Origin of the sequence: Nocardia sp. SYP-A9097 (assembly GCF_009649815.1) — a bacterium.
Lineage (GTDB): Bacteria > Actinomycetota > Actinomycetes > Mycobacteriales > Mycobacteriaceae > Nocardia.
In genome coordinates this window covers 20,018-42,389 of the sequence record NZ_WJIC01000037.1, presented here as the reverse complement: position 1 = coordinate 42,389, position 22,372 = coordinate 20,018, and the positions used below count along the sequence as shown (strand labels likewise).

The 22,372-nt window shown below is 63.1% G+C and carries 24 protein-coding genes, 3 pseudogenes and 1 CRISPR repeat array; of the genes and pseudogenes, 17 read left to right on the top strand and 10 right to left on the bottom strand.

Annotation, left to right across the window (positions count from 1 at the left end; genetic code table 11):
• Nucleotides 1-72 precede the first annotated feature (72 nt).
• Nucleotides 73-720 carry a helix-turn-helix domain-containing protein gene (locus GFY24_RS36800; RefSeq protein WP_309231779.1) on the bottom strand — a complete coding sequence of 216 codons (648 nt, stop codon included), beginning with the start codon at nt 718-720 and terminating at the stop codon, nt 73-75.
• Between the two features lie 157 nt (nt 721-877).
• On the opposite strand from GFY24_RS36800, the gene GFY24_RS36795 reads away from it, so the two are divergent.
• The gene (locus tag GFY24_RS36795; protein WP_153809732.1) at nt 878-1,828 is read left to right on the top strand and encodes an oxygenase MpaB family protein; all 951 of its coding nucleotides are present in this window, start codon (nt 878-880) and stop codon (nt 1,826-1,828) included.
• A gap of 18 nt (nt 1,829-1,846) precedes the next feature.
• Here the strand turns inward: GFY24_RS36795 and GFY24_RS36790 are convergent, their stop codons facing one another.
• Complete coding sequence (locus tag GFY24_RS36790) at nt 1,847-2,674, bottom strand: tyrosine-protein phosphatase (protein WP_153809731.1); 828 nt, start codon at nt 2,672-2,674, stop codon at nt 1,847-1,849.
• A 49-nt stretch (nt 2,675-2,723) separates the two neighbouring features.
• Complete coding sequence (gene zapE / locus GFY24_RS36785; protein WP_309231778.1) at nt 2,724-3,749, bottom strand: cell division protein ZapE; 1,026 nt, start codon at nt 3,747-3,749, stop codon at nt 2,724-2,726.
• Nucleotides 3,750-3,784: 35 nt separating this feature from the next.
• Between zapE and GFY24_RS36780 the strand changes: the two genes are divergently transcribed.
• From GFY24_RS36780 to msrB, 4 genes are all read left to right on the top strand, one after another.
• Nucleotides 3,785-4,555, top strand: coding sequence for a pyrimidine reductase family protein (locus tag GFY24_RS36780; RefSeq protein ID WP_194853159.1), 771 nt, complete (start codon nt 3,785-3,787; stop codon nt 4,553-4,555).
• 36 nt (nt 4,556-4,591) lie between these two features.
• Nucleotides 4,592-6,154 carry an alpha/beta hydrolase gene (locus GFY24_RS36775; RefSeq protein ID WP_153809730.1) on the top strand — a complete coding sequence of 521 codons (1,563 nt, stop codon included), beginning with the start codon at nt 4,592-4,594 and terminating at the stop codon, nt 6,152-6,154.
• A 146-nt stretch (nt 6,155-6,300) separates the two neighbouring features.
• The gene (locus GFY24_RS36770; protein WP_309231777.1) at nt 6,301-7,584 is read left to right on the top strand and encodes a glycosyltransferase family 87 protein; all 1,284 of its coding nucleotides are present in this window, start codon (nt 6,301-6,303) and stop codon (nt 7,582-7,584) included.
• Nucleotides 7,585-7,623: 39 nt separating this feature from the next.
• Entirely contained in the window at nt 7,624-8,067 is a 444-nt protein-coding gene (gene msrB, locus GFY24_RS36765; protein WP_153809729.1) for a peptide-methionine (R)-S-oxide reductase MsrB, read from the top strand.
• Between the two features lie 53 nt (nt 8,068-8,120).
• Here the strand turns inward: msrB and GFY24_RS36760 are convergent, their stop codons facing one another.
• Both GFY24_RS36760 and GFY24_RS43945 read right to left on the bottom strand, forming a co-directional pair.
• The gene (locus GFY24_RS36760; protein ID WP_153809728.1) at nt 8,121-8,462 is read right to left on the bottom strand and encodes a hypothetical protein; all 342 of its coding nucleotides are present in this window, start codon (nt 8,460-8,462) and stop codon (nt 8,121-8,123) included.
• A gap of 106 nt (nt 8,463-8,568) precedes the next feature.
• Nucleotides 8,569-9,222 (bottom strand): annotated as a pseudogene (locus GFY24_RS43945) (ISL3 family transposase); the annotation flags it as partial.
• Between the two features lie 296 nt (nt 9,223-9,518).
• On the opposite strand from GFY24_RS43945, the gene GFY24_RS36750 reads away from it, so the two are divergent.
• The 4 genes from GFY24_RS36750 (at nt 9,519) to GFY24_RS36735 (ending at nt 14,968) form a co-directional block, all read left to right on the top strand.
• Nucleotides 9,519-13,085, top strand: coding sequence for a hypothetical protein (locus GFY24_RS36750; RefSeq protein WP_153809727.1), 3,567 nt, complete (start codon nt 9,519-9,521; stop codon nt 13,083-13,085).
• Between the two features lie 136 nt (nt 13,086-13,221).
• The gene (locus GFY24_RS36745; protein ID WP_228567014.1) at nt 13,222-13,701 is read left to right on the top strand and encodes a DUF6301 family protein; all 480 of its coding nucleotides are present in this window, start codon (nt 13,222-13,224) and stop codon (nt 13,699-13,701) included.
• A complete protein-coding gene (locus GFY24_RS36740; protein ID WP_153809725.1) occupies nt 13,698-14,147 on the top strand; it encodes a hypothetical protein in 450 nt (149 codons plus the stop codon). Before GFY24_RS36745 ends, GFY24_RS36740 begins: the two co-directional genes overlap by 4 nt.
• Entirely contained in the window at nt 14,144-14,968 is an 825-nt protein-coding gene (locus GFY24_RS36735; protein WP_153809724.1) for a DUF6301 family protein, read from the top strand. Before GFY24_RS36740 ends, GFY24_RS36735 begins: the two co-directional genes overlap by 4 nt.
• Before the next feature lie 119 nt (nt 14,969-15,087).
• Here GFY24_RS36735 and GFY24_RS36730 read toward each other — a convergent pair whose 3' ends face one another.
• A complete protein-coding gene (locus tag GFY24_RS36730) occupies nt 15,088-15,471 on the bottom strand; it encodes a hypothetical protein (RefSeq protein ID WP_153809723.1) in 384 nt (127 codons plus the stop codon).
• 120 nt (nt 15,472-15,591) lie between these two features.
• On the opposite strand from GFY24_RS36730, the gene GFY24_RS36725 reads away from it, so the two are divergent.
• Nucleotides 15,592-16,320, top strand: coding sequence for a hypothetical protein (locus GFY24_RS36725; RefSeq protein WP_153809722.1), 729 nt, complete (start codon nt 15,592-15,594; stop codon nt 16,318-16,320).
• Nucleotides 16,295-16,858 carry a hypothetical protein gene (locus GFY24_RS36720; protein WP_153809721.1) on the top strand — a complete coding sequence of 188 codons (564 nt, stop codon included), beginning with the start codon at nt 16,295-16,297 and terminating at the stop codon, nt 16,856-16,858. The genes GFY24_RS36725 and GFY24_RS36720 overlap by 26 nt, the downstream gene beginning before the upstream one ends.
• Before the next feature lie 607 nt (nt 16,859-17,465).
• On the opposite strand, the gene GFY24_RS36715 is transcribed toward GFY24_RS36720, so the two are convergent.
• The 3 genes and pseudogenes from GFY24_RS36715 to GFY24_RS43940 form a co-directional block, all read right to left on the bottom strand.
• On the bottom strand, nt 17,466-17,870 hold the full coding sequence (locus GFY24_RS36715; RefSeq protein ID WP_153809720.1) for a DUF397 domain-containing protein: 405 nt from the start codon (nt 17,868-17,870) through the stop codon (nt 17,466-17,468).
• On the bottom strand, nt 17,870-18,520 hold the full coding sequence (locus tag GFY24_RS42630) for a DUF5753 domain-containing protein (RefSeq protein ID WP_228567013.1): 651 nt from the start codon (nt 18,518-18,520) through the stop codon (nt 17,870-17,872). Before GFY24_RS42630 ends, GFY24_RS36715 begins: the two co-directional genes overlap by 1 nt.
• An 82-nt stretch (nt 18,521-18,602) precedes the next feature.
• Nucleotides 18,603-18,773 (bottom strand): annotated as a pseudogene (locus tag GFY24_RS43940) (helix-turn-helix domain-containing protein); the annotation flags it as partial.
• Nucleotides 18,774-19,034: 261 nt separating this feature from the next.
• Between GFY24_RS43940 and GFY24_RS36700 the strand changes: the two are divergent.
• The 3 genes and pseudogenes from GFY24_RS36700 to GFY24_RS42625 form a co-directional block, all read left to right on the top strand.
• A complete protein-coding gene (locus GFY24_RS36700) occupies nt 19,035-19,457 on the top strand; it encodes a DUF4254 domain-containing protein (protein ID WP_153809717.1) in 423 nt (140 codons plus the stop codon).
• A gap of 81 nt (nt 19,458-19,538) precedes the next feature.
• Nucleotides 19,539-19,754, top strand: coding sequence for a hypothetical protein (locus GFY24_RS36695; protein ID WP_153809716.1), 216 nt, complete (start codon nt 19,539-19,541; stop codon nt 19,752-19,754).
• A gap of 277 nt (nt 19,755-20,031) precedes the next feature.
• Nucleotides 20,032-20,194 (top strand): annotated as a pseudogene (locus GFY24_RS42625) (IS256 family transposase); the annotation flags it as partial.
• Nucleotides 20,195-20,312: 118 nt separating this feature from the next.
• Nucleotides 20,313-20,586: a CRISPR direct-repeat array (repeat unit 29 nt; unit sequence ATGCTCCCCGCGCGTGCGGGGGTGAGCCC).
• A gap of 37 nt (nt 20,587-20,623) precedes the next feature.
• Here the strand turns inward: GFY24_RS42625 and GFY24_RS36690 are convergent.
• On the bottom strand, nt 20,624-21,016 hold the full coding sequence (locus GFY24_RS36690; protein WP_153809715.1) for a DUF5313 domain-containing protein: 393 nt from the start codon (nt 21,014-21,016) through the stop codon (nt 20,624-20,626).
• 206 nt (nt 21,017-21,222) lie between these two features.
• Here GFY24_RS36690 and GFY24_RS36685 point away from each other — a divergent pair, with 206 nt between their 5' ends.
• The 3 genes from GFY24_RS36685 to GFY24_RS36675 all read left to right on the top strand — a co-directional run bounded on the left by GFY24_RS36685 (nt 21,223) and on the right by GFY24_RS36675 (nt 22,361).
• On the top strand, nt 21,223-21,582 hold the full coding sequence (locus GFY24_RS36685; protein ID WP_153809714.1) for a metalloregulator ArsR/SmtB family transcription factor: 360 nt from the start codon (nt 21,223-21,225) through the stop codon (nt 21,580-21,582).
• On the top strand, nt 21,579-21,809 hold the full coding sequence (locus GFY24_RS36680) for a hypothetical protein (RefSeq protein WP_153809713.1): 231 nt from the start codon (nt 21,579-21,581) through the stop codon (nt 21,807-21,809). The genes GFY24_RS36685 and GFY24_RS36680 overlap by 4 nt, the downstream gene beginning before the upstream one ends.
• 204 nt (nt 21,810-22,013) lie before the next feature.
• Nucleotides 22,014-22,361 (top strand): ArsR/SmtB family transcription factor, encoded by a 348-nt coding sequence (locus tag GFY24_RS36675; protein WP_375336157.1) that lies wholly within the window; start codon nt 22,014-22,016, stop codon nt 22,359-22,361.
• Nucleotides 22,362-22,372: the final 11 nt, after the last annotated feature.

Sequence of the window (22,372 nt, the reverse complement as noted above, 5' to 3'; positions counted from 1 at the left end):
GCATGAGGGTTGGTAACCTATAGCCGTCGCAGCGAAGCTGTCAACCCTTTTTCGCGCCATGCCCGGCCCGATTCAGGCCGCCGGGCCGCTCAGCAATCGGACGATGGACTGGACGAAATCCTCCAGGCGCTCACGCGGGTAGTCGGCCGGATCGCTGACGGCCAGGCCGCCGAGCATCTCCGCGACTGTGAGCAGGGAATTGGTGAGCAGGCCGGAATCTATTGTGGCCCAACGCGGATCGAGGGTCGCGCCCATGCGGACCAGGGCCTCGGCCTGATCGAAGATACCTACACGCGAACTGCGCAGGGCCGCACGGTACTCCTCCGGAGCGCTGCCAGGACTGGCCAGGATCAGACGCCAGCGGGTCGGATCGGCGAGTACCACACCGACGAACGCGGCCACCGTGCGCGAGGCGACGCCGACCGGATCGTCGTCGAGTAGATCGGTCGGCAGGGTGTCGGCCACCTGCTCCAGGGCGCGTTCACGTTCGCGCTGCAGCAGCGCCTCCACCAGATCGGCTCGGGTCTTGAACACGGTGTACAGCACCGGTTTTCCCACACCGGCTTGCTGGGCGACCGCCTCCATACTGAGCTCGTGCAGCTCGGCCCGGCGCAGCACCTCGAAGGCGGCGTCCAGCAATTGCGCCCGCCGCTGCTCCGGCGGTAAGCGCGGGGCATAGCGGCGCCTCGGCCGTTCGGCCGCCGCGCGTGATGTCGTCACTGTCTCTCCACCTCCACGGCTTCATGATGTCAGCCGGTCGGAGAGCCCTCGGCACCCTCCCCGCCAAAATCCTACGCGACCGTTGTTTTCGACGCATCCAATTGCTACGGTTGCGTTGTATTCACCGCTGAGGCGGGCAGCGCACAAGGAGACACCGATGGGCTTCGATCCGACCACCCTTCGCCGGGACGACTACGGGTTCTTCGGACCCGACTCCCCCAGCTGGAAGATCTGGACCGCACCGACCGCGGTCATCGGCTTCCAGCGCGCCACCGTGCTGGAATTCTTCGATCCGTTCCTCACCGCGGCCGTCGCCGACGCGCGCGGCATCTACACCAATCCGCGCAGCCGGCTCGACCACACCTTCGCGTACTTCCTGCTCGTGGCCATCGGCGACGGGCGCACCGCGATTCAGGCCTCCGAACACCTCATGCAGGTGCACGCGCCGATGACCGGCATCGAACCCATCACCGGGCAGCGGTACGCGGCCAACAGTCCGGAAACTCAGCTGTGGATTCACATCACCGGCTGGCATTCGGTACTCGAGGCGTACGAGGCGTACGGGCCCGGAAAGCTCAGTGCCGAAGAGGAATTGCGGTACTGGGAAGAATGCGCGATCGCCGCCGAACTCCAGACCTGCAAGCCCGAGGACGTGCCGCGCTCACGCGATGAGGTGCGCGCCTACTTCGAGAAGGTGAAGCCGCGCCTGTGCAGCTCGGTGCGCGCCGAAGAGGGTATGCACCAACTGCTGCGCACCTCACCGCGCAATGGGGCGGGCATCTCGTATGCCCTTGGCAGCATTGCGCTTTCGCTCACCACGGCAGCGCTCACCCCGATGTGGATGCGAAAGCTGGGCCGCTACAACGTTCCTCGCATCGTGGACCCGCTGGTGAAGCTCCCCGCCAAGCTGATCGTCTGGCTCTTCACGCTTTTCGGCTCCTTCGGCCTTATCAAGGCCGCGCCGTTCATCGCGCCGATGGCGGGACAGATCCTGAAACAGCATCTGTCGAAGGAACCGCCCACCACGCTGGAGACCATCACTCCGGCCCAGGCCCGCGAGCGATACAGCCTGCGCGGCAATAGAACTCAGGTCGCCGAAGCGAGCTGAGTTCTACCGCCAGGGTTCTCAGGAGAGGAGCTTCGCCTTCAGGGCGGAGATGTCGGCGTCGGTCAGCTTCAGGCCGTCCCGGACGTAATTGTCGAAGCTGCCGTAGGACTGGCTCGCCTGGTCGAAGGCGGCGTTCAGGGCGGCGGCGCTGACGCCGTTCACCATGTCGCCGTCGGTCGCACCGCGGTAGTAGTTCGACAGCAGGTAGTCGTAGGTGACGGTGTCACGGTCGACGCCCAGGATCGACAGCAGCACAGCCGAAGTCCAGCCGGTGCGGTCCTTGCCGGCGGTGCAGTGGTAGAGCACCGCGCCGGGGTTGGTGGCGATATCGCGCAGTACGTCCGCGAAACCCTCATTCGCGCCAGGGGCGGTGATGAAGGCGCGGTACAGGTCCGTGCCCGCGGACAGGGTGGACGCCATGACCTGCGGCGGAGCCTGGCCGATAATGTCGTTGTGGTACTCGGTGGCACCGGCGGGCACCTTGTCCACGCCCATGAGCTGCTGCTCCATGCCGGTGCGCAGATCATGCACGGACTTCACATCGCGCGAAGTCAGTTCGGCCAGATCCGAATCCGTGGCCTTGGCCAGCTCACCGGTGCGGTACACCAGACCCGTGCGCACGGTGTGACCGTCGGTGGTCTTGTAACCGCCGGCGTCCCGCGCGTTCACCACACCCTGCAGGTTCAGCGAACGATCCGCGGTGTTCACCACGACGCTGCCGGTCGCGGCAGGCGGCTGCACCGCCACGACGGCGGGCTGATCGGCGAACGCCAAAGCCGGCATCGAACCGAAGGACAGCGCGGAGGCAAGCACCAGGGAGGCGCCGAGCACGCGGGGTCGGATCATACGAACTTCCCTTTCTCGAATGCCCGGCACGACTTCACCGGACGGCAATCTAAGAGGCGGTCGCCGGAGCTTCGAACCGCGACAACGCCAGCAGGCGTGAGATGGCACGCAGATACTTCTTGCGATATCCGCCATCGAGCATTTCCTGCGAGAAAATCTCGTCCAGCTTGGCCCCGGAAACGGTGACCGGAGTCCCCGCGTCATACAACCGGTCGGCCAGGACGACGATGCGCAGCGCCACCGCCTGATCGGTCACCGTATGCACACCGGAGATGTACACCGCCGACACGCCGTGAATCAGCGCGTTGTACTTCGACGGATGCAACGTACTCAGATGCTTCAACAGGGCTTCGAACTCGTCGAGCGTGGATCCCGGTGTGTGGGAAGCCTTTTCGGCCAGCAGCTCGGGCGAGGTCGGCTCCGGGGCGGGCGGCAGATCACGATGCCGGTAATCCGGGCCGTCCACCCGGATCGGCTCGAACAGCGAACCCAGCTTCTTGATCTCACGCATGAAATCCGATGCGGCGAAACGACCCTCACCGAGCTGACCCGGCAGCGTGTTCGAGGTCGCGACCACCGAGACACCGCGCGCGGTCAACTCCGAGAGCAGCCGCGACACCAGCATGGTGTCGCCCGGATCGTCGAGCTCGAACTCGTCGATACACAGCACGCTATTGGCCGCGAGCCGCTCGACGGAATTGTTGAACCCCAGCGCGCCGACCAGGTTGGTCACCTCACCGAAGGTGCCGAACGACTTCGGGCCCGGCACACTGTGGAAGATCGAAGCCAGCAGGTGGGTCTTACCCACGCCGAAGCCACCATCGAGATACAGGCCGATACCGGAGACCGGCTTCTTCTTACCGAACAGGCTCTTCTTCGAAGCGGCCCGATGCAGCTTGGTGACCTGATCGGCGAATAGCTCCGCCTTCAGCACCGCGGCCGCCTGCGACGGCTGCTGCGGATCGGGGATGTAGCTTGCGAAGCTCACCTCGTCGAAGGTCGGCGGGGGAACCATCTGAGCCACTAGTTGGTCGGCCGGAACCTCCGGGTGGCGATCGACGAGGCGTTGTTGCACCGCGACAGCCTAGTTACGTGGTGGAATCGGTTCTCATGCAGCGTATGCCCAATGCGATCCAGCTCACAGAACTCACCCACGACGATCTGCTGGCGCTGTACGCGTACCCCGCCGGACCTGCGGAACCCTGGATCCGGGTGAATTTCGTCAGCAGTATCGACGGCGCGGTCAGCGTGGACGGACGCTCCGGCGGGCTCGGCACGCCCGCGGACAAGAAGGTGTTCCGGATACTGCGCGACCTCGCCGATGTGGTGGTCGTCGGGGCGGGCACCGCGCGGGCGGAGAATTACGGGGCGGCGCATACGGATTCGCAGCTGCGGATTCGGCTGCATCACCACGGGTTCGGCGGGGACGCGGCCGGGGCGCCACCGCGCATCGCGGTGGTGACGGCCACCGCCACGCTCGACCCGAGTAGTCGGCTGTTCACCGATACCGGGGCACGGCCGATCATTCTCACCACCGCCGCCGCGCCCGAGGATCGCAAGGCCGCGCTCACCGCCGCGGGCGGGCAGGTGATCGAAGCCGGCGACACCAGCGTCACCGCGGGCGGACTCCGCAAAGCCCTCGAAGAACTCGGCATGCGACGCGTGCTGTGCGAAGGCGGACCCGCGCTCTTTGGCGATCTCATAGTCGCCGAGGCCGTCGACGAACTCTGTCTCACCCTGTCTCCCATGCTGGTCGCGGGGACGGAACGGCGAATCGCGATGTCTCCCAATGCCATGCCCACACCCATGACATGCCGCCACCTGATCTTCGACCAAGACGGCACGATCCTGACTCGCTGGGTGCGTCCACACACCCTGTAGCTGAAACCGGGTGCGAGACCTGGCAGGCTGTACCGCATGCGCTGGACTCGGGCCGCTCTGCTGGCGTCGACACTCTCGATCGTGGTGACCACCGGCTGTGCCGCCGGACCCTCGGATCGACCCGCCGTGGCCGTCGAACGACCGCATGCCGGGATCGTCGAAACCAGTACCGCGCCGACCGATACGCCGCCGCCCGCACCCGAGGTGCCCAAGACCGATCTGGCCTGGCATGACTGCACGGTGCCGACATTCAATCTGCTGTCGCTGGGGACACCGCCCAACGGGCTGATTCTCGAATGTGCCGAATACAGCACGCAGGTCGATATCAGCGGGGCCGTGGGCGGGAACTTCCGGACCGCGGCCATGCGGGCACGGTATGACCGGACGCCCAAGGATGTCGCGCCGCTGGTGTTGACCTCCGGGTCGGATCGGGCATCCACCGCGACACTCGCGGCGCTGGCGGCCGGGCCGTCCGGGTCGCTGCTCGCGGCGCGGCCCATCGTGGCCATCGATCGGCGCGGGATCGGGAGTTCGCAGCCGGTCAGCTGTCTCACCAACGAGATTCGGCGCACCATCGCCGATCAGGCCCAATTCACGCACGGCACAGCCGATCCCGTGGACACGGTGGCCAAGGCCAGTCAGGACGCCACCATCGCGTGCCTGGATTTCCTGTCGCCCGCGCAGGGGACGTTCGATGCCGCGCACGCCGCCGATGACATCGATCAGCTGCGCAAGCAGTGGCAGGTCGATCACATCGCGCTCATGGGAACGGGCAGCGGGGCGACCGTGGCCATGAGTTACGCGCGCAAGTACGGCGAGCACCTCGGGCGGCTGGTGCTGGATTCACCGCAGGCGGTCGGACTCGATTCCATCGGGCGCGCGGAACAGCGGGTGCGCGGTGCCGAGGCGGCGCTGACCGCGTTCGCGCAGAAGTGTGTGGCATTGAAGTGTTCGCTCGGCGGGGATCCGCGCGCGGCCATTACCGATCTGGTGAATCGGGCGGGTAATGGAGGGTTCGGCGATCTGTCCGCGGCGGCGCTGGTGACCACGCTGAATGGATTCCTCGGGGATCCGCGCAATCTCGGTAATCCGCAGATCACCGAATTCGCCGACGCGCTTTCGGCTTTGGGGCACGGGGATCAGGGGGCGATAACACCGCTGGTGTTGCGGGAAACCTCCACCATCGCCAATGACGGTGAATATGTGAACCGCTGCAGCGACAATCACGAACCCGCCACCCCGGGGCGCGCCAAAGAGCTTGCCGCCCAATGGGGTGCGAAATACCAGGTATTCGGCAAGGTCGGGGCCATCGACCTGATGGCCTGCTCGGCCTGGCCTACGCCGACCAGTACCGCACTGCCCGAGAAACTCGACCACCCGGTACTGGTGATCGGCGGTGAAGCCGACCCGGTCGCGGGCATCGACAGCCGCCCCTCCGTCACCGGAGCCCTCGGCAAAGCCGGCGCCCGCACCGCCACCGTGGTCTGGCAAGGCTGGGGCCACCCGACTTTCGCGCACTCCGGCTGCGCCCAGCAGACCGTCACCGACTATCTGAAGGACGCCAAGCTGCCCCAGGACGGCACCGCCTGCCCGGCTTGACATCTTCGGTGTCACCTTCCGTTCATCCCGGCATGCTGCTCCCCCGTCATCCGAGGCACCGGGAAGACAGCGCCGGAAGCCGAGGATTGGGACGTCACGGCGGGTCCGCGCACCCGTGATGTGAAGTTCCGGTGTACCGTGCCCGAGTGTTCCTTCGCCAGCTCGAGCCCCGCACCGCTCGCACCACCGCCGAGGTCCTGAACTTCGCTCTGTGGCCGTTAGCGGTCCTGACTGTGCTGAACCGCGTCATCATCAAGGCCGTCAACGGGTACATCACCGATGACTTCCGGCCGGTGTACAACGCGTCGCTGGCGTTCTTGAACCACAAGCCGATCTACAACGCGAACTTCTCCTCGACGGACCCGCATTATCTGTATCCGCCGAGCGGGACGCTGCTGATCTCGCCATTGGCGATCATCGATCCGGAGAAATCGCGATGGGGATTCATCCTCATCAACGCTATCGCGATCATGCTCGCCGGATATCTGCTGCTGCGGCTGTTCAACTACACGCTGAGCTCGGTGGCCGCGCCCGCCCTGCTGCTGGCCATGTTCACCTCCGAAACGGTGACGAACACACTGGTGTTCACCAATATCAACGGCTGCCTGTTCCTGGCGATGGTGGTGTTCATCCATCTGCTGTTGCGCCGCCAAGACCTTTGGGCCGGTGTGATTATGGGATTGGCTATCTCGGTGAAGGGACCATTGCTGGCCCCGCTGCTGCTGGTCGCGCTCGCGCGCGGGCAATGGAAAACGCTTTGTACCGCGACCGCGGTGCCCATTGTCCTGAATCTGCTCGCCTGGCCATTGATCGTGGATTACAAGCAGTTCTGGACGCATACGCTGCCGTACCTGGCCGAATCCCGCGACTACTTCAACAGCGCGATCGTCGGTAATGCCGGGTACTACGGCGTCGCGGACTGGCTGACCCTGCTCATTCGCCTCACCCTCGGGGTAATGGTGGCGATCTCGCTGTGGCTGCTGTACCGGTACTACCGCGAGGACGAAGTCTTCTTCATCTGCACCACCTCCGGACTGCTGATCACCGGCACGCTGGTCCTCGGCTCACTCGGCCAGATGTACTACTCGATGTTCCTGTTCCCCATTCTCATGACTGTGGTGCAACGCAATTCGGTCATGCGGAACTGGCCGGCCTGGGTCGCCGTCTTCGGATTCATGTCCTACGACAAATGGCTATCCGACCGCTGGCAAAGCGTCGGACGCTCCCTCGACTACCTGCGCGTCACCTTCGGCTGGGGACTGCTACTCATCGTGGTCTTCTGCGTCCTCGGCGACCGCTACCTCGCTGCACGCCGCGAAGGCCGCCTGCAGGTCGGCAAAACCCTCGACCCGGCGTGGATGCACCCCGAACTCGAAGCCGCACCGAGCACCAACGGCCAAGCCCGCACCGCCGTCCCCGTCACCAGCTGACTCGCTCAACACCCCCGGCGAAGTATTAGCGTGGACCCCATGAGTTCCGACGCCGATACTTCGCTACCGACTCCCCGCATCCAGCTCACCCCGCAGGAGTGGCGAGCCAAGCTGAGCCCGGAGGAATACCAGGTCCTGCGCGAAGCAGGCACCGAACGCGCCTTCACCGGTGAATATACCGACACCGAAACCGACGGCATCTACGAATGCCGAGCCTGCGGCTCCGAATTGTTCCGCAGCACTGAGAAATTCCACTCCCACTGCGGCTGGCCCTCCTTCTTCGACCCAGCCGAATCCGAAGCGGTAATCCTGCGCTCCGACAACTCCCTCGACATGCCGCGCGTAGAAGTGTTGTGCGCCAACTGCCACAGCCACCTCGGCCACGTATTCGAGGGCGAGGGTTACCCAACGCCCACAGACAAGCGGTACTGCATCAACAGCATCTCCCTGCGTTTGCAGCCTGCGGAGGGTTCTGCCAGCTGAAACACCGGAGCACGGCCGCTCACGGACGCCCCGTGAACGCTTTGCGAACGTTTTCACTGGGTGTCCGCGTAATCGACCACGGGGCGTTCCAGGTTCACGTACGCCTGCGTGGTGATAGCGGAGTTCTCCTCGTGCCCCAGGATCAGCCGTGCCGCGGGAATGCCGTGCGCCTCCGCGACCCGGGTGGCCCGGGTGCTGCGCAGCGTCTTGAGCGTCGACCATGACAGCTCGGTGTCCTTGACGATCGAGTGCCATACCGTCGACAGCTTGTTGGTGCGCAGGATCTTTTTGATCCAGCATGGCGTGGACCTGGGCCCAACGCTGGCGTGTGCGGACCGCGGTGCGGTCCTGCCGTTGGTCGGGTGCCACTGGCCCGCAATGTATTTCGGCGGCAACCTCGGCCACCTCGGGCCGGTCCTGCGGTGCGGGTTCCACGATCGCGGCCGCAAGAGTGGTGCAGTGGCGGGCCACGGTGCGTTCGACAGCCTCGCCGAGGTTGTGCCAGATATGCCAGCGATCGGCGACCTGCATCGCGTCCGGTGCTCCGGCAGCGGCGCCCTCGGCGTAGGCGCCGGCGCGGTCACGGCAGACGATCTCCACTCCCGGGTGGGTTCGCAGCCAGGCCGCGAGGGTGTCAGCGGTCCGGTCGTCCAGGACCTCGATCGGGCGGCGGGTCTGCATGTCGATCAGGATCGTTCCGTAGTTGTGCCCGCGACGCAGGGCGAAGTCGTCGACACCCAGCACCCGCGGGACCGCGGCCGCTGGATCGGGCAGTGCCCGGATCTGGCGCAGCAAAGTCATCCGGCTCACCGTCGCGGCCAACTGCCGGGTCAGCCGCGCTCCCGCGCGGCCGCCCAATGCCAGCGCGACCGCGCACAACGCACGCTCCAAGACGAGCGTGCGGCGGGCGTGCCGGGCCGCCAGCTGTGGTAACTGCTCGGCGAAAGTTGTTTTGCCGCAATCGGAATTGTCGCAGAACAGCCTGCGGACCCGTAACCCGATCACGACCTCCCGGCCCGTGATCGAGCTATCGGACAATCGCCGCTGATACCGGCTGTGAACCCTGCCGGACAGCGTTCCGCAACCGGTGCAGCCCACCGGATCCCCACCCGTGGCGGCCTCGATTCGTACCGTCGAGCCCGCCGCGCGGATCATCTCGATCCGCAGACCGTCCAGATGCGGGAACAGGACCTCCATCGGTCCAAGATCAGAACACTCGCGACATGATGAACTATCAACCGCCCCTTCGCATCCCGAACCGGGTCAATCGCTGAGTAGGCCCGGGGCGCGGTGGCGGGATTGCTCCTGCTCCGTTTCCCCGGACCTCTCGCCGAACCCGCCGTGCGCCTCTCGACGCAACGGGCTCTCCACGGTTTCTCCCCGTCAGGCTGATTGAAGGGTCGCCCATCGGTTCGGGATCTTGTTGGCGCTACACCGGCGTCGAACACGCGGTGGTGCAGAACACCGCTGGCGAACTACGACTCCTGCGTGGCTCGGAATCAATCATCACCATTCCCGAATCTCTCAGGGGCGAGTACGAATTCACCATCCATACCCATCCCGAGGAACGCCTCCCTGGACCTGCCTCCGAGTATGAGACCAGCACCGCCGCGGCGACCGGGGACAGCATGCGGCTCGATGTACTACACAAGGTCACACCGCATATCGAGGCCGTGATCGGCAGTGACGGACAGGTCCGGTTCTTCGACGACTCCGAAGTGCTGCCTGCCGGAACCCATCCCGAAGGCGGCCCCATCGACCGCCAGGGCCGGGTGGTCCCGGTCCGCGACCTCATAGCGGCGAAACCGTCCGACGGTACTGCGCCGTCGCGGGAAATGGCCCGGCATACTCGAGGACCGGACGGAGAGCCCTACCGGCACGATCCTGGGAATCTACCTGGAGCTGGGCCTTACTTGGACATCCACTTCGCACAGCTCGACGCCCAGGCCGCCGACCCCAACCGCATCACGCCCGCAGACAACCAAGTGGCGCCGCAACAGGCCAAAGATGTGTACAAGACTCCGCACGAGCCCTTGGTTCCCAGCAAACAGGACCGCGAAGCTCCTGCACCGCCGGGCTTGTACCGTGGTCCGGACGGGCTGTTACACCGTGACGTGAGCCGTTTTCCGAGCCTTGCGCCGGATCCACCCGGCACGTGGCGAGAATTCAACGCGGACGACCGCAAGGACATCAATCACGCCAATCGTCATCATTTGCACGCCGAAGGCGACCGTGAGGGTACGTGGCGCCAATGGATAGGCGGGGAGAAATACGCACTGGCCGACGACCATGGTTTGATCAAAAACCCAGAGACTGTGCGAGACTCCGATATAGAAAAACTGCAAGAAAGAGACGAACGTCACGACATCAAGAACACAGACATCGGGAAAGAACTCACCAAAACGTCCGGTGATCGTATCGCCTTGGGTGATGACCGAAAAGTAATTGGCATCGAAGCCAGAGAACTTATGAACCTTTTCGGAATAGAATCCATCCACGACCTGAAGCAGGGCGAACTTGAAGGGCTGCTTGCAGCCAAAGCGAAAGAGATCAACGACGAGCTTGGAAAATCCGGGCTAACCGATGTGCAGAAACAGTACCTGGAGCACCTGAGCGACAGAATACCGGAGCTCAGAGAGGTCGCTACTGAATACAACGCACTTGGGAAGGACCTCGTTGACCTATCTAAGGCCATGGCCGAAATGGGCGGACTCGACTATGGAATCGATCCGAGTAGGTTCCCGGGCGCGGTGGTTCTGACTCCTTACGAAGGCATGATCGACGGAAAGCTGAATTTTGATGGATCGGAGACGTTCGACATAATCATAGGCGTCCCCGCATCGGACGCGACCGGTGGTCGAACACTCATCATCTTCATCGAGTGTAAAGGCGTCGGCTCCGAGACCGGAGCCGCGAATACCGCCGAATACGGCCGGGTGGAACAGATGACACCCCAGTATAAGGTGCGCACCGCAGCGATTGATCAAAATCTCATTCGCTTTCTGAATGAACGCCCCGAAGACATGATCGCACGAGGAATCGATCCGCAAAGCGACATAGGAAAGGCACAGATCAAGATCCGGGAAGACATCATAGCTTCTCACCTCAATGGCACCCTGGAAGACAGATATGTGCTGGCCCATGCCGCGAAAAATGGCGACATAACGATCAGCTACTTCAACCAGGATGTCGACGGTGTGCGACTACCGATTCTCGATCTGGCCGGTATCGTCCGAACACCTCCGACCGTGCAAGAGATCGCCCTCGAATTGGAACAAAACCGGGTCCGAGAAATCGAGCTGGCAAGAGAAAGAATCAGGGAAGGCCTGGACCCGGATAGCCTCAGAGCGCTCGATCGGGCAGTCGAGATCTATCAGGCCAGCCGAGCAACCCCGGGTGCATCGTTGGAACTACAGGCGCGCATCGACGCCGCTATGGAATCAATCCGAAACGCACAGGAGCGCGGCCTTACCCTCAACCAGTTAAGTCGGGAGATTTCGGCAGTCAACGGGGATCTCGGGCGGCTGCAGAAGCTGGAACTCGAGCGCGGCCTGGAGCTGCTGCGCACATCCGGCATAGAGCTCAATCCGTCACTGGCCAGAGAGATGCTCGGCCTGGAGTTTCACGATGGACATCGTGGAACGCTGGCTTATCTGGATGCGGCCACCCGGCACTTGGTCCAGGAAGCCGCCGCGATCGCCCGTGAGTACCGTGCCGAGTACCGGACGGAGCGCCAACGCTTCCTTGGCCACATGCTGGGCCAAGTGCGTGAACTCGAGGACGCTCTCGCCAAAGGCAAGACAGTGGACCTTGCCGAGCTGCAAAAGGACTATGGTCGCGTGCAGCAGGCAATCGCGTTCGAGCGAACGCAGGAGGCCCGCGCGCTCGCGAAATTGGGGCTGCAGCCCGAGCACGTTCAAAAGGCCAGGGACCTACTCGATAACGAGCGCTCGCATACGCTCGGCCGCGCGCAGGACACCTTCGGCCGAGAGATCGTGCGGCAGGCAGAGAGCAAGGTACTGGAGGCCCGGGAACGGGACGGGTTGGAGCGTGAACAGGTCCGGGAACGAGCACTGGAGCGGGTTCGCGAGGTGGAGGCAGCCCGCGAACAGGGCAAGGAACTCGAGCTTGGACGGGTGCGAGAGGAATACGACGCCGTCACCAACCAGATCGAAAAGGATCGGGCTAGGGATGCCGAGGTCGTCCGGTCGCTGGGATTGGCACCCGAACATGCTGAAGCTGTCACCCGATCGCTCGAGGACAAGCGAGCCGAGACATTCGGTAAGGCCCGGGAGTCCCTCGGGCAAGAGATCGTGCGACAAGCGGAATCCCGGGTGCTGGAAGCCCGCGAACGGGATGTGCCGGAACGTGACGAACGTGCGAGGTTCGTCGAGAGGGTTCGCGAAAACGCTCGTGTCATGGAGGGGATAGTCCAGGAAGGCGAGACACCCAACCTGAATGCGGTGCAAACCAATTACGACGCGATCGCGCAGCGCATCGCACTCGAACGTGAACGGGACGCCCGGGTGCTCGAATCACTCGGTCTGACTCGCGAGCATGCCGAAATGGCGACCCGGGCGCTCGATGCCGAACGTGTGAAAACCTATGGCAGAGAGCTCGAAGTATTCGCCCGAGAACTCGACCGGCAACAGCCGTACCGAGCCAACGATCCCCGGGTTATAGCGGCCCGTGCGGTCGACGGTCGCGGCCGAGACGCTCGTGGTATCGATGCCCGTGGACAAGATCCCCGGACACCCGAACCCCCTGGCGCCGAACAGCGAACGCAACAACCGATGCCGAATACCACTCTCGAGCGGCAACGGGAGCTCGCCGAGGGGCTAGCCCGGAACGGATTGTCGCCAGAGTTGATAGCGATACGCCTGTCCATGGAAATCGGACAGGCTCAGTCGGCCGCCGAAGCCATTCGAGAACGCGCCGCCGCAGAGTCCGCGGATCGGACACGGGCCCGGGAGCGGGAGGGCCCAGCGCGAGGACAGGCGCGGGAACGCGGAAACTGACGTGGCCGTGACATCTCGCCTTGCCGTCATATTCCGTACTGTGGCACAGTCGATTCCGCGCAAACGGATACCGCGATTCCTCGGCGACCGGACAAGGATCCAGTCGGCCCCGGCAGACCGAGTAAAGGGAGTTCATATGACGGAATGGCGGGCACTGAGCAACGCCGACGTCGTGGATCTGGCCATCCGGCTGCACTCACTCGAATGGTCATGGGAGTTGGACGACGCACCGAAACTGGTGGCGGACTTCGGATGGACACTCAACCGAACCCTCGACGAGTCGGTGACCTTCGATTCCGGTTTCGGGCGATCGACCGGCACCGTGTCCCTGGCCGGACGGCCCGGGATGATCAGTACCCAGATCACCGCCTACGCGGATGATGGCGCGACCTGCATCACCGACGCATTCGCCGGGATGGCCGTGGCGCTGGTCAATGCGATCGGAGAACCGACCGTTCGTGTTCCTGGCAAGTACCCCGAAATCCGTTGGGCTGGAACGCAGACCACGCTCGTGTTGAAGTCGCTGCGGGTAACGCTGAAGCTGGACCTCGTCACCAACGCCTGGCTGGCTGCGCATGACCAAATCGTCGATTTGGAAAAGCAGGGGCTGATTTGAACGACTGGAGCGACTTCACTGACCGGCTCGCCGAGCAATTGACCATGCTCCCCGATGGCGCGGTCGTGACCATCAGCGGAGCTGGACCGTCGACATCGTATGTCCAGTCGCAGGTGGTGCAGCTCAGCGATGCCCTGTGGGCGACATTCCAAGGCAAGCCGAAGCCCGGCGACGAGTTCGCATCTGCAGATCCCGAGCTCATGACGGCCGCTGGCTGGCAACCGCCAGAAACCGGCGATCACGGCACGAGTTGGTGGATCGAGTTGCCGTGGCCGGTTGCCTCGCCGATCTATCGCCAGCTGGCGATCATGATCGTCACCGGGTTCCGCGACGGTCACCAGATACCCGACCCGTCCGGACTCAGCTACGACGCCTGGAACTCAAATATGAACGACCGGCCCGTCGACCTTCCGTTACTCGGAATCCCCGCACGAGAGCAACAATGAAGCGACTGCTGCTCACCCTGACCGGACGACTCGACGAGCTACAACTCGACGAGCTGCGAAAAGCCATCGGCCTGAACGCAACCGGCACAGTGACCGACCCGGTCGGCACCGTGCTCGGCACGCGCTCCGAAGGCGATCCCGCCCTGCCCACCGCGAAACTCACTCTGTGGCGCGGTGACACGAACGAATGGTTGCTCGCGGTCGACGAATCGCCGGTCAACCCGCCCTACCCAGCTTCTCCGGCCGCATGGCGTGGCCTGGCTGCCCTCGGTATCCGCGCCGCCGGGCTCTCCATCAGCGATCGTCAGGAAATCATCAGCGGTAGCCAGGAAGTCCCGGATACCGGTACCAGCCAGGAATTCTCGGACCACGTGCCCAGCGACGCAACCGATCGAGGCTGGCCGCGCCTCGGATACACCGAAGTCATGGTGCTGGCCACCCGGTTGGTCGGGCTCGACCCTTCGTGGCGGTCCGAGCCCGGCCTCGTCGCCGAGACATTCGGCTGGCCGATCCGCGAACCTGCGCCCGGCCTGTTCCAGCTCGACACCGGTCCGGGGACTGCCCAGGGCTACCTTTACTGGCGCGACGGCCGTGCAGAGGGCTTGGAGATACCCATCAGCATGCCGATACCCGACGACGACGAGTTGCAACTCACCTATGCGTTCACCCTGCTGTCCACCACGCTGGACGAAGCGCTCGGCCGGTCAACCGAGGCACCATCCACCCACCCCCGCGAAAACGCCTGGGCCAACGACGATCTCCGGCTGACCCTGCTGCGAACATCGACCGATATCCGGCTGCTCGTCATCCCCAAACGTTAGCTTCGGAGCCCCGCCTTACCGACCGAAGGAATCACGCAGCCCCGAACGCGTGATGAGAGTGATTTCATGGTCCTGTTTCGCTGGCACGATGCGCTTGGCGTCTGCAGGCTTGGCAAACGCTATGAATCGTCCTGCGCGGCTTTCTTCTCGAGGTCCCGAACATGGAGATCGTCGTTCCACGAGACGTCCTCGTGGTCGGGCGGATCACCCTTCCACCGGAAGAACCATTCGATCCAGCCCTCGCTCGGCAATTCGCTGACCGATGAACCATCGGCAGCCAGCTCGCGGGCGAACTTCTCCGCGGTCACACGATCGACCGCCTCGTAACGGTCGTCATTTTTGTAGTCTGCGGTAAACCGGACGACACGGGCTGGGTCGTACTGCCACATCTGAATACCTTGGTTCCACACCAACGCATCTTGCGAGCGATCGGTGGTGACGAACAGAGTGAACGGCGGCGTCTTTCCGAATTCGCCGTGACATACGGCTTGGTAGTACAACACGTCATACTCCTCGTGCTCTCCTGGGCTGCCACGCGCATCCGGCCGGCGGGCCACGCTGACGTCTGCCGACCCTATCAGCGCTGGGGCACAAGCGAATCCGCCCGGTTGTAGGATGCGCCTATGTTCGACAAGCCCCACGCCTGCCAATTCTGCGGACGGTATGTACTCGAAGTGGAAGGGTGGGCCGAGTCACTCCAGCCCTATCACCGCATCCTGGCACCGTGGGACGGGGACACCACCTATTTTCACGGGTCCTACCACCTGTCCTGTGTCCGCGCTTTCGAGCTCCGTGACCAGTTCCGCACAGAACTGCTGAACTGGGTCTGCCGGGACGATCACCTTCTCACGGTTCGCGGTGACGATGGCCGACTACACGACACGGTGCGGACCGGGCTCGGCTTCACCGAACAGATCAGTGCGCTCTCCGCCGGCGATATCTTCGAAAGCCCACGGTTCAACCGATGGGTTTTCGCGGAAACCGCTGGCCCAATCCATTTCTTGAGTATCGATCAGGTCCAAACCTTATGTGGAGGCCTTCCGCTTCGCGGCGACAATGGCGAGCGTCGCACCTTTCTACCGAACAGCCCCGGCGACTCCATCCCGCAATGGAGCCTGGTCGAACTTTTCGATTTTCTGGAAGTCCAGGATCTTTACCAGAACCTATTGGACTCGCACGCACCGGAATACAGATTCCGGAAGGGAGCAGCCAAAGGATCCGGATATGTGGTCGGCTACTCACTCTCCGCCGCCCGTCCGATACCGGAAGAGGTCACAGATTTCTTCCGAGACTATTTGCGGCGATACACCCCAAAACAGCTCGCGGATGCTCGCACAACCGACGACCGATAGGATCAGCTTCGATCAGCGAACCTGGAGCAGAGCATTACCGAACAAAACTTCCGACGAAATCAGTATGCAGGCTGAGAGTCAGCCCGCCGTCGAGAAGGATCCGGCCGTTCGGGATCAGGGGCGCGAAATTCCAACTGTGCTGAGCTCCGAGGCATGCTTGACGATATCGCTGCCGATGGCAAGAGGGACCGGAAGCAGCAGCAGGGTTGTCAGCGCCCAGATGTACATCCGCCTGGCGTTTGCTCCCGCTCAGGTCGAATTCGGCTTCGATGACCAGTTGCCCAACAAGAAGATGCTGGTCGGTACTGTTCCCAACTGCATTGTTCCCCACCACAGAATCGAACCGGCACATAGCTTTGCCCGCAACCCCGCCAGAAGCCACTTGAGCCCAGGAAGCGCCGACTGGGTCATGCGATCACAGGGCACGAAACCCAACGATCACAGTCTCATTCGTCCCACCTTGTCCGATGGAAAGCGCCTGGTAGACATATGTTTCACCGAGTTTTCGAGGCTGACCGAGATGACCGTTTCGGCGTGATGCCAATGGCGATGTCATCAACCTCGACAAAGGTTGAAAGGCGGTCCTGAAACCTGTTGGCCAGGACCGCCTTTCGCAGTAGCGGGGACAGGATTTGAACCTGCGACCTCTGGGTTATGAGCCCAGCCGCCTCAGTCCGATCAGTTACCCACGGCACAGCCGGACAGGCGCTGCCGAGATCGGCACATACTGCCCCAATCGAGAAGAAGCCCCCAAGTCGCTATCCCGACCACTGCTGGCTTCTGCGGACCACTCCCGCCAGGTTCGGTAACGCACTTCGATCCAGAGCCCGGCGCTCATCAATTTGCCAAAAAGTTGCCGTTCGCCAAACGGCTTCGGCGCGCCGCTAAACGACACGCCGAAGGCCACTCGATCGCTGCGAACGTTTTCGCGAACGTATTCAGACTGATATACCGTGATCGGTTCGGACGTCCAGTGATTCAGTCATCGACCGGCTGGACGTCAAGACCTACCCTCACCAGTCCAAAAGACTCATTTACCCGAGCGATCGGCGGGCAGATATTTGAGCGCAACTGCATCAACTCGATTTCGCTGCGCTTGAAGCCTTCTGAGGGTTCTGCCGACTGAAACGCTTGGAGCGCAGACGCTATGCGGCGACCGTTCGAGGTTCGAACTCTCCTCCGGCGAGACCGGCTCGGAAGGCGCTCCACTCGGCTTCGGTGAACAGGAGCATGGTTCCATCAGGTCCACGTAGTACGGTACTTCCGTCGTCGGCATACTCCATCGCGAGAAAGTCCGCGATGGCCGCGTCACTCACACGATTCAAAACCAGATCCTCGAACGCGAGCCAAACAGCTTCTGGCAGTTCGATAATCGGTTCGTCCTCGGCACGATTGCGGAGGTTTCGCTGGTACTTGCTGTCGCGGAGGAAGACGCTCGCATCGCCTTCCTTTCGTCGGACCAGCACGCACTGACCACCGCCGTCACTGAACGACGACTTGACGTATCCGTCCCGGGGCCGACGCCCCGTCACGATCTTGTTCCCCACCATTACTGCTCCTTCGTGAGAATTTCGGCATTCCGGGCGACAAGTTCTCGGCTTTCGTCCGGAGGTAGAGCTATCTCGAACAGCCTGCGCCACAATCGCTTATGATTGGCGACCTCAGCGTGATCACGCAGGAGAAAATCCTCGGTCAGCGACTCAACCACTACCGCGGTCGGATCGCCGGAGGCGAATTCGTATATCTCCCAAGGTGATCGAGGCGCTCGCAAGCCGAGCAATTCGCCGCCGACCGGAAGGATGCGGAAGTCGACCTGATCGTTCGAGTCGATGAGTTTCAGCAGGTGCTCGAGCTGTTCGAGCATCGCCGCCCTCGGGACCATAAGTCGCCGAATGACTGTCTCCTCGACAATGACTTCGATTCGAGGGCCGCCGGGGACAAAGACCTCCTGCTGACGACGTTCACGAGCTCGAACCTCCACGGGGCTGTCCGCGGAATGGTCGTTCGTGATGGCAGCATCGTGACGCGCGCGCAGGTAGGCCGGCGACTGGAGCAGCCCAGGGATCAGAGCAAAGTCGTACCAGCGGATGGTGGCGGCACCCGCTTCGAGATCCGCAGGCAGCGCTTGGCGCGGCGATAAACCCTTGAACGCCCGGCTTTTCCCACCACCCCGACTGGGCAGCGTCCCGAGCCAACGCATAGAACTCCTGCCATCGAGGCGAGTGCTGAGTGACGCCGAGGTGCTCGACGATCGTCATGCTGACATCGGCAGCGACCCGACGTTGGCCAGTCTCGATCCTGGTCAAAAGAGTGCGATCCATCCCGATGGCCTTCGCGACCTGCAGGGTCGACGGACCGCCAGCCTCCTCCTGACGGAGGCGACGCAGCGAATCACCCAGATGAAGGCGCCGACTGTACGGAGAAAACCTCTCGCTAGTTGCCGCGCCCGTCACTTGCGACACCACTTCACACCTCCGTTGCGGCACAGTGACGATCTGTCACACCAGAATCCTGCCACGGGATCGACCGACTCGCTCGGAGCTGGCGGCAATCAAGACGAATAACGCAACCCACCCACTTTCTTGCACGTTGCCCTGCACTGTGACAACCTGACACATAGTTCAGCAAAGTGTTTGATATCACTCCGCCGATGACCCGATGCAGGTGAGGCCGATGACCGCAGATATCTGTGCGACGCCCCGAGGTGACCACTGATGGACCTGCTACCCGCCAAACATGGACTGCTCGCCGCGTGCCGGGGCAATGTCCAAAACAGCCATCCTTTGCTGCACTGGGCCAGCGAGTTGTCCGAGATTCACGAACAACTGGCTGGGGCCGAAGAGCGCGCTGAAACGGAACTCGCACAACGGCGCGTCAGCCTGATCCATGACATCGACCAATGGGTCGGCCGGCAGCTACCGCCGTCTCACGGTGGCGCTCGAATCCACACCGAGAGCCTGGGCGCGGTGATCGATCGACTCGCGGCATTCACCGCATGCGCGTGCGCAGCGTTGAAAAGCACAGGCGGAGAAGAACTGCGGGATACGTGGGAGCGATTAGCCGAGCTGGCTGTCGGCTACGAGGACCTGAAGGACGAGGTACTGACCGGACGGAGGCGGCTACCCCGCACCCACTAGGAACCGGGTTCGTCCGGACAGCACCAGCGGAAACAGTCAAATATGACTGCCACCAATACCTTTCGTCGATTAGGAGTCGTGATGTCCTCAGTTGTATTGCCGTTCCTGGCCGGTATCACCATCGGTGGACTGCTGGCATGGGCCCTCGTGTTGATCGCTCCGGCAGTGAACCTCGGCGCATCTGCCACTCCAACCCGCAAGTGCTGGTCGGTCGAGAGCATCACGGCCCGCATCGAACGCGAAGATCTCGAAGCCAACCGCACCGCCTACTCCGCAACCCAACCGCAGCCCCATTAGAACTGAATGGATACCCTGCCGGATCCCTTTGCGCACCAACATGTTCGTCGCCGCTGCTGGCCAACTGGCGGCCTACCTACGTCACAGCGGAGTTCTCCTCGCGCCCAAAGATCAGCCGTACCTCCAGGATTCGGTGGACCTCCGCAACACGAGTGGCGCGAGTACTACGCGATGGCGCCGGATTCTGCGGCGCGCCCACCCGATATCGCACCGCCACAGTACTTCTCGCCGACATACCACCGCCGCCGACCCGCCACGTCGATTCTTTACGGTTCCGGTGAACCTGATGAACGTGTCCCCGAAGTCCTCCTGGCTGGGGTCCGCAACCCGCTGCACTCGATGTTCGACCAGGCCGACCCTGAATCGGTTGGCGCGCAATATGATCACATGCTCGACGCCCTGATCGGAAACTACCGATATACACAATACATTTGGACTCGACCGATAAAAAAATCTGCATTTCGCAAGGAACTGCTCAAGCAATCCGCACCAATCAGATAACCCCCGCACTCGCGGGGAACGTTTGCTCCCTGGGAAGGCCGAGGCGTTCGTCAAGGGCTCATCCCCCCGCGTGCGGGGGTGAGCCCACGTACGTGCTCGGTGGCCAGTCGGTGTCCCAATGCTCCCCGCGCGTGCGGGGGTGAGCCCCGTGCTTCGGCGGTAGATGGTTCGTTGTCGTCGATGCTCCCCGCGCGTGCGGGGGTGAGCCCGCTCGCAGCAACTCGTCACCGACCGGGAGGTCATGCTCCCCGCGCGTGCGGGGGTGAGCCCTGGTAAAGCGGTGGCTCGCGTCGACGGGGTGCATGCTCCCGGGGGTTCCGTGGACCTCAACCCCGCGACTCACCGGTGAACCCCCGATATCGAGGCTGCTACGGGCGCGGGCCGTAGCGCTGCTCGTAGGCGCGGCGAAGGTGGGCGTCGCGCTCGCGGGAGAGTTCGTCGGCTAGGGCGGGATCGAGTCCGTGCTGGACGAGTCGGTGGCGCCGGTGGACGGTGTTGAGCGCGACGGCGAAGTAGATGAACGGGATGAGGATCGGCAGCGTCATGCTGACGTGCACGTAGAGCGATGTCCGGATCAGCAGCATCGGTGCCAGCAGCAGGATGCAGGGAATGGTTGCCCGAACAATCATTCGCCTTGTCGCGCCCTTCCCCGCCAGATCATGACGCACCCAGTCGCGCATGGACACCGGCAGCACGTACCCGTAGCAATAGGCCAGGTACTGGGCGAGGTTCGGCTTTCGCCGTTGGGCGTGGGTACTCATGGGCGGATTCCTACAGTCGCGAGCGCGTATGTCCCGCCAGTCGGCGGAGCAACCGGACGCGAACCTCGCGACCTAATTGCGAATGTTAGCAACTGGGCATCACGACACGCGGAGCACCCTCGAATCCACCCCTGTTGATCAATCAAGTTGCTTAGATTAGAAACTAAGATTCACGATGGTCGACTTCCCGGAGAGCGAGGACAACCATGATGGATGGACACCGGCCGCTCTACCGGATGAAAGCCGACTTCTTCAAAACCCTGGGCCATCCTGCCCGGATCCGCGTGCTGGAACTACTCAGCGAACGCAATTACGCCGTCTCGGAGATGTTGCCCGAGGTGGGTATCGAGCCCGCGAACCTGTCACAGCAGTTGGCGATTCTGCGCCGTACCGGCCTGGTCACCGCTCGCCGCGAAGGACTCTCGGTTTCTTACGCCTTGACCTCACCCCGGGTTGCCGAACTGCTGATCGTCGCGCGGGCGATCCTCACCGGCGTGGTCGCGGGACAAGCCGAACTACTCGAGGATCTACCCGAGCCAGCCATGCTGACGGAAGGACGCCGATGACCACCATCAACGCACTCGAGAACGCCATCAGCCACCTCGAATTGACCGAACTGGCCCATACGACGGTCTCCGAGCACGCGGTCGTACAGGTCATCGATCCGCGCCGTCTCGCCGTTGTGATGTTCTGCGGCGACAAGACCCAAATCATCGAAGACGCCATCCGTAGCCAGCGCTACAACGCCAAGGAACTGACCACCACCCACGACATCATCACCATCACCATCTGAAACCAAAGCCACTCTGCCCCAACAGAATACCGATTCGCGCCCCGGACTCACCGAGCCGGCGAATTCGCTCGCGACAGGTCCTTCGACCGGCAGCGCGGGGTGTTCCCGGCATCGACGTTACGGGCGCTCGGACGTTCGCATAGTTGTACTGTTTGCTAAACTATGCAATCGGTAGGCCGGTTGTGTGCCGCCACTGTGTTGTCGATGGAAGGTGGCTTGCACATGCCCGGATTGAGCAGGCCGCTCTATCAGATGAAGGCCGACTTCTTCAAAACGCTGGGGCATCCCGTGCGAATCCGGGTGTTGGAACTGCTCAGCGAACGCCAGTACGCGGTCTCGCAGATGCTGGATGAGATCGGCGTGGAGCCCGCGAATCTGTCGCAGCAGCTTTCCATCCTGCGCCGCGCCGGATTGGTGGTCGCGCGCCGGGAGGGCCTCTCGGTCACCTACGAGCTGACATCGCCCCAGGTCGCCGAGCTTTTGGCGGCAGCGCGGGTGATCCTCACCGAGGTTGTCGCCGGACAGGCCGAGGCATTGGACCAGTCCGCGTAGGAAGGTTTTCC

Coding starts and splice junctions, on each gene's coding strand:
- GFY24_RS36795 (WP_153809732.1), top strand. CDS start 878: ATGGGCTTCGATCCGACCACCCTTCGCCGGGACGACTACGGGTTCTTC.
- GFY24_RS36790 (WP_153809731.1), bottom strand. CDS start 2,674: ATGATCCGACCCCGCGTGCTCGGCGCCTCCCTGGTGCTTGCCTCCGCG.
- GFY24_RS36780 (WP_194853159.1), top strand. CDS start 3,785: ATGCAGCGTATGCCCAATGCGATCCAGCTCACAGAACTCACCCACGAC.
- GFY24_RS36775 (WP_153809730.1), top strand. CDS start 4,592: ATGCGCTGGACTCGGGCCGCTCTGCTGGCGTCGACACTCTCGATCGTG.
- msrB (WP_153809729.1), top strand. CDS start 7,624: ATGAGTTCCGACGCCGATACTTCGCTACCGACTCCCCGCATCCAGCTC.
- GFY24_RS36745 (WP_228567014.1), top strand. CDS start 13,222: ATGACGGAATGGCGGGCACTGAGCAACGCCGACGTCGTGGATCTGGCC.
- GFY24_RS36735 (WP_153809724.1), top strand. CDS start 14,144: ATGAAGCGACTGCTGCTCACCCTGACCGGACGACTCGACGAGCTACAA.
- GFY24_RS36725 (WP_153809722.1), top strand. CDS start 15,592: ATGTTCGACAAGCCCCACGCCTGCCAATTCTGCGGACGGTATGTACTC.
- GFY24_RS36720 (WP_153809721.1), top strand. CDS start 16,295: ATGCTCGCACAACCGACGACCGATAGGATCAGCTTCGATCAGCGAACC.
- GFY24_RS36715 (WP_153809720.1), bottom strand. CDS start 17,870: ATGGTGGGGAACAAGATCGTGACGGGGCGTCGGCCCCGGGACGGATAC.
- GFY24_RS42630 (WP_228567013.1), bottom strand. CDS start 18,520: ATGCGTTGGCTCGGGACGCTGCCCAGTCGGGGTGGTGGGAAAAGCCGG.
- GFY24_RS36700 (WP_153809717.1), top strand. CDS start 19,035: ATGGACCTGCTACCCGCCAAACATGGACTGCTCGCCGCGTGCCGGGGC.
- GFY24_RS36695 (WP_153809716.1), top strand. CDS start 19,539: ATGTCCTCAGTTGTATTGCCGTTCCTGGCCGGTATCACCATCGGTGGA.
- GFY24_RS36690 (WP_153809715.1), bottom strand. CDS start 21,016: ATGAGTACCCACGCCCAACGGCGAAAGCCGAACCTCGCCCAGTACCTG.
- GFY24_RS36685 (WP_153809714.1), top strand. CDS start 21,223: ATGATGGATGGACACCGGCCGCTCTACCGGATGAAAGCCGACTTCTTC.
- GFY24_RS36680 (WP_153809713.1), top strand. CDS start 21,579: ATGACCACCATCAACGCACTCGAGAACGCCATCAGCCACCTCGAATTG.
- GFY24_RS36675 (WP_375336157.1), top strand. CDS start 22,014: ATGGAAGGTGGCTTGCACATGCCCGGATTGAGCAGGCCGCTCTATCAG.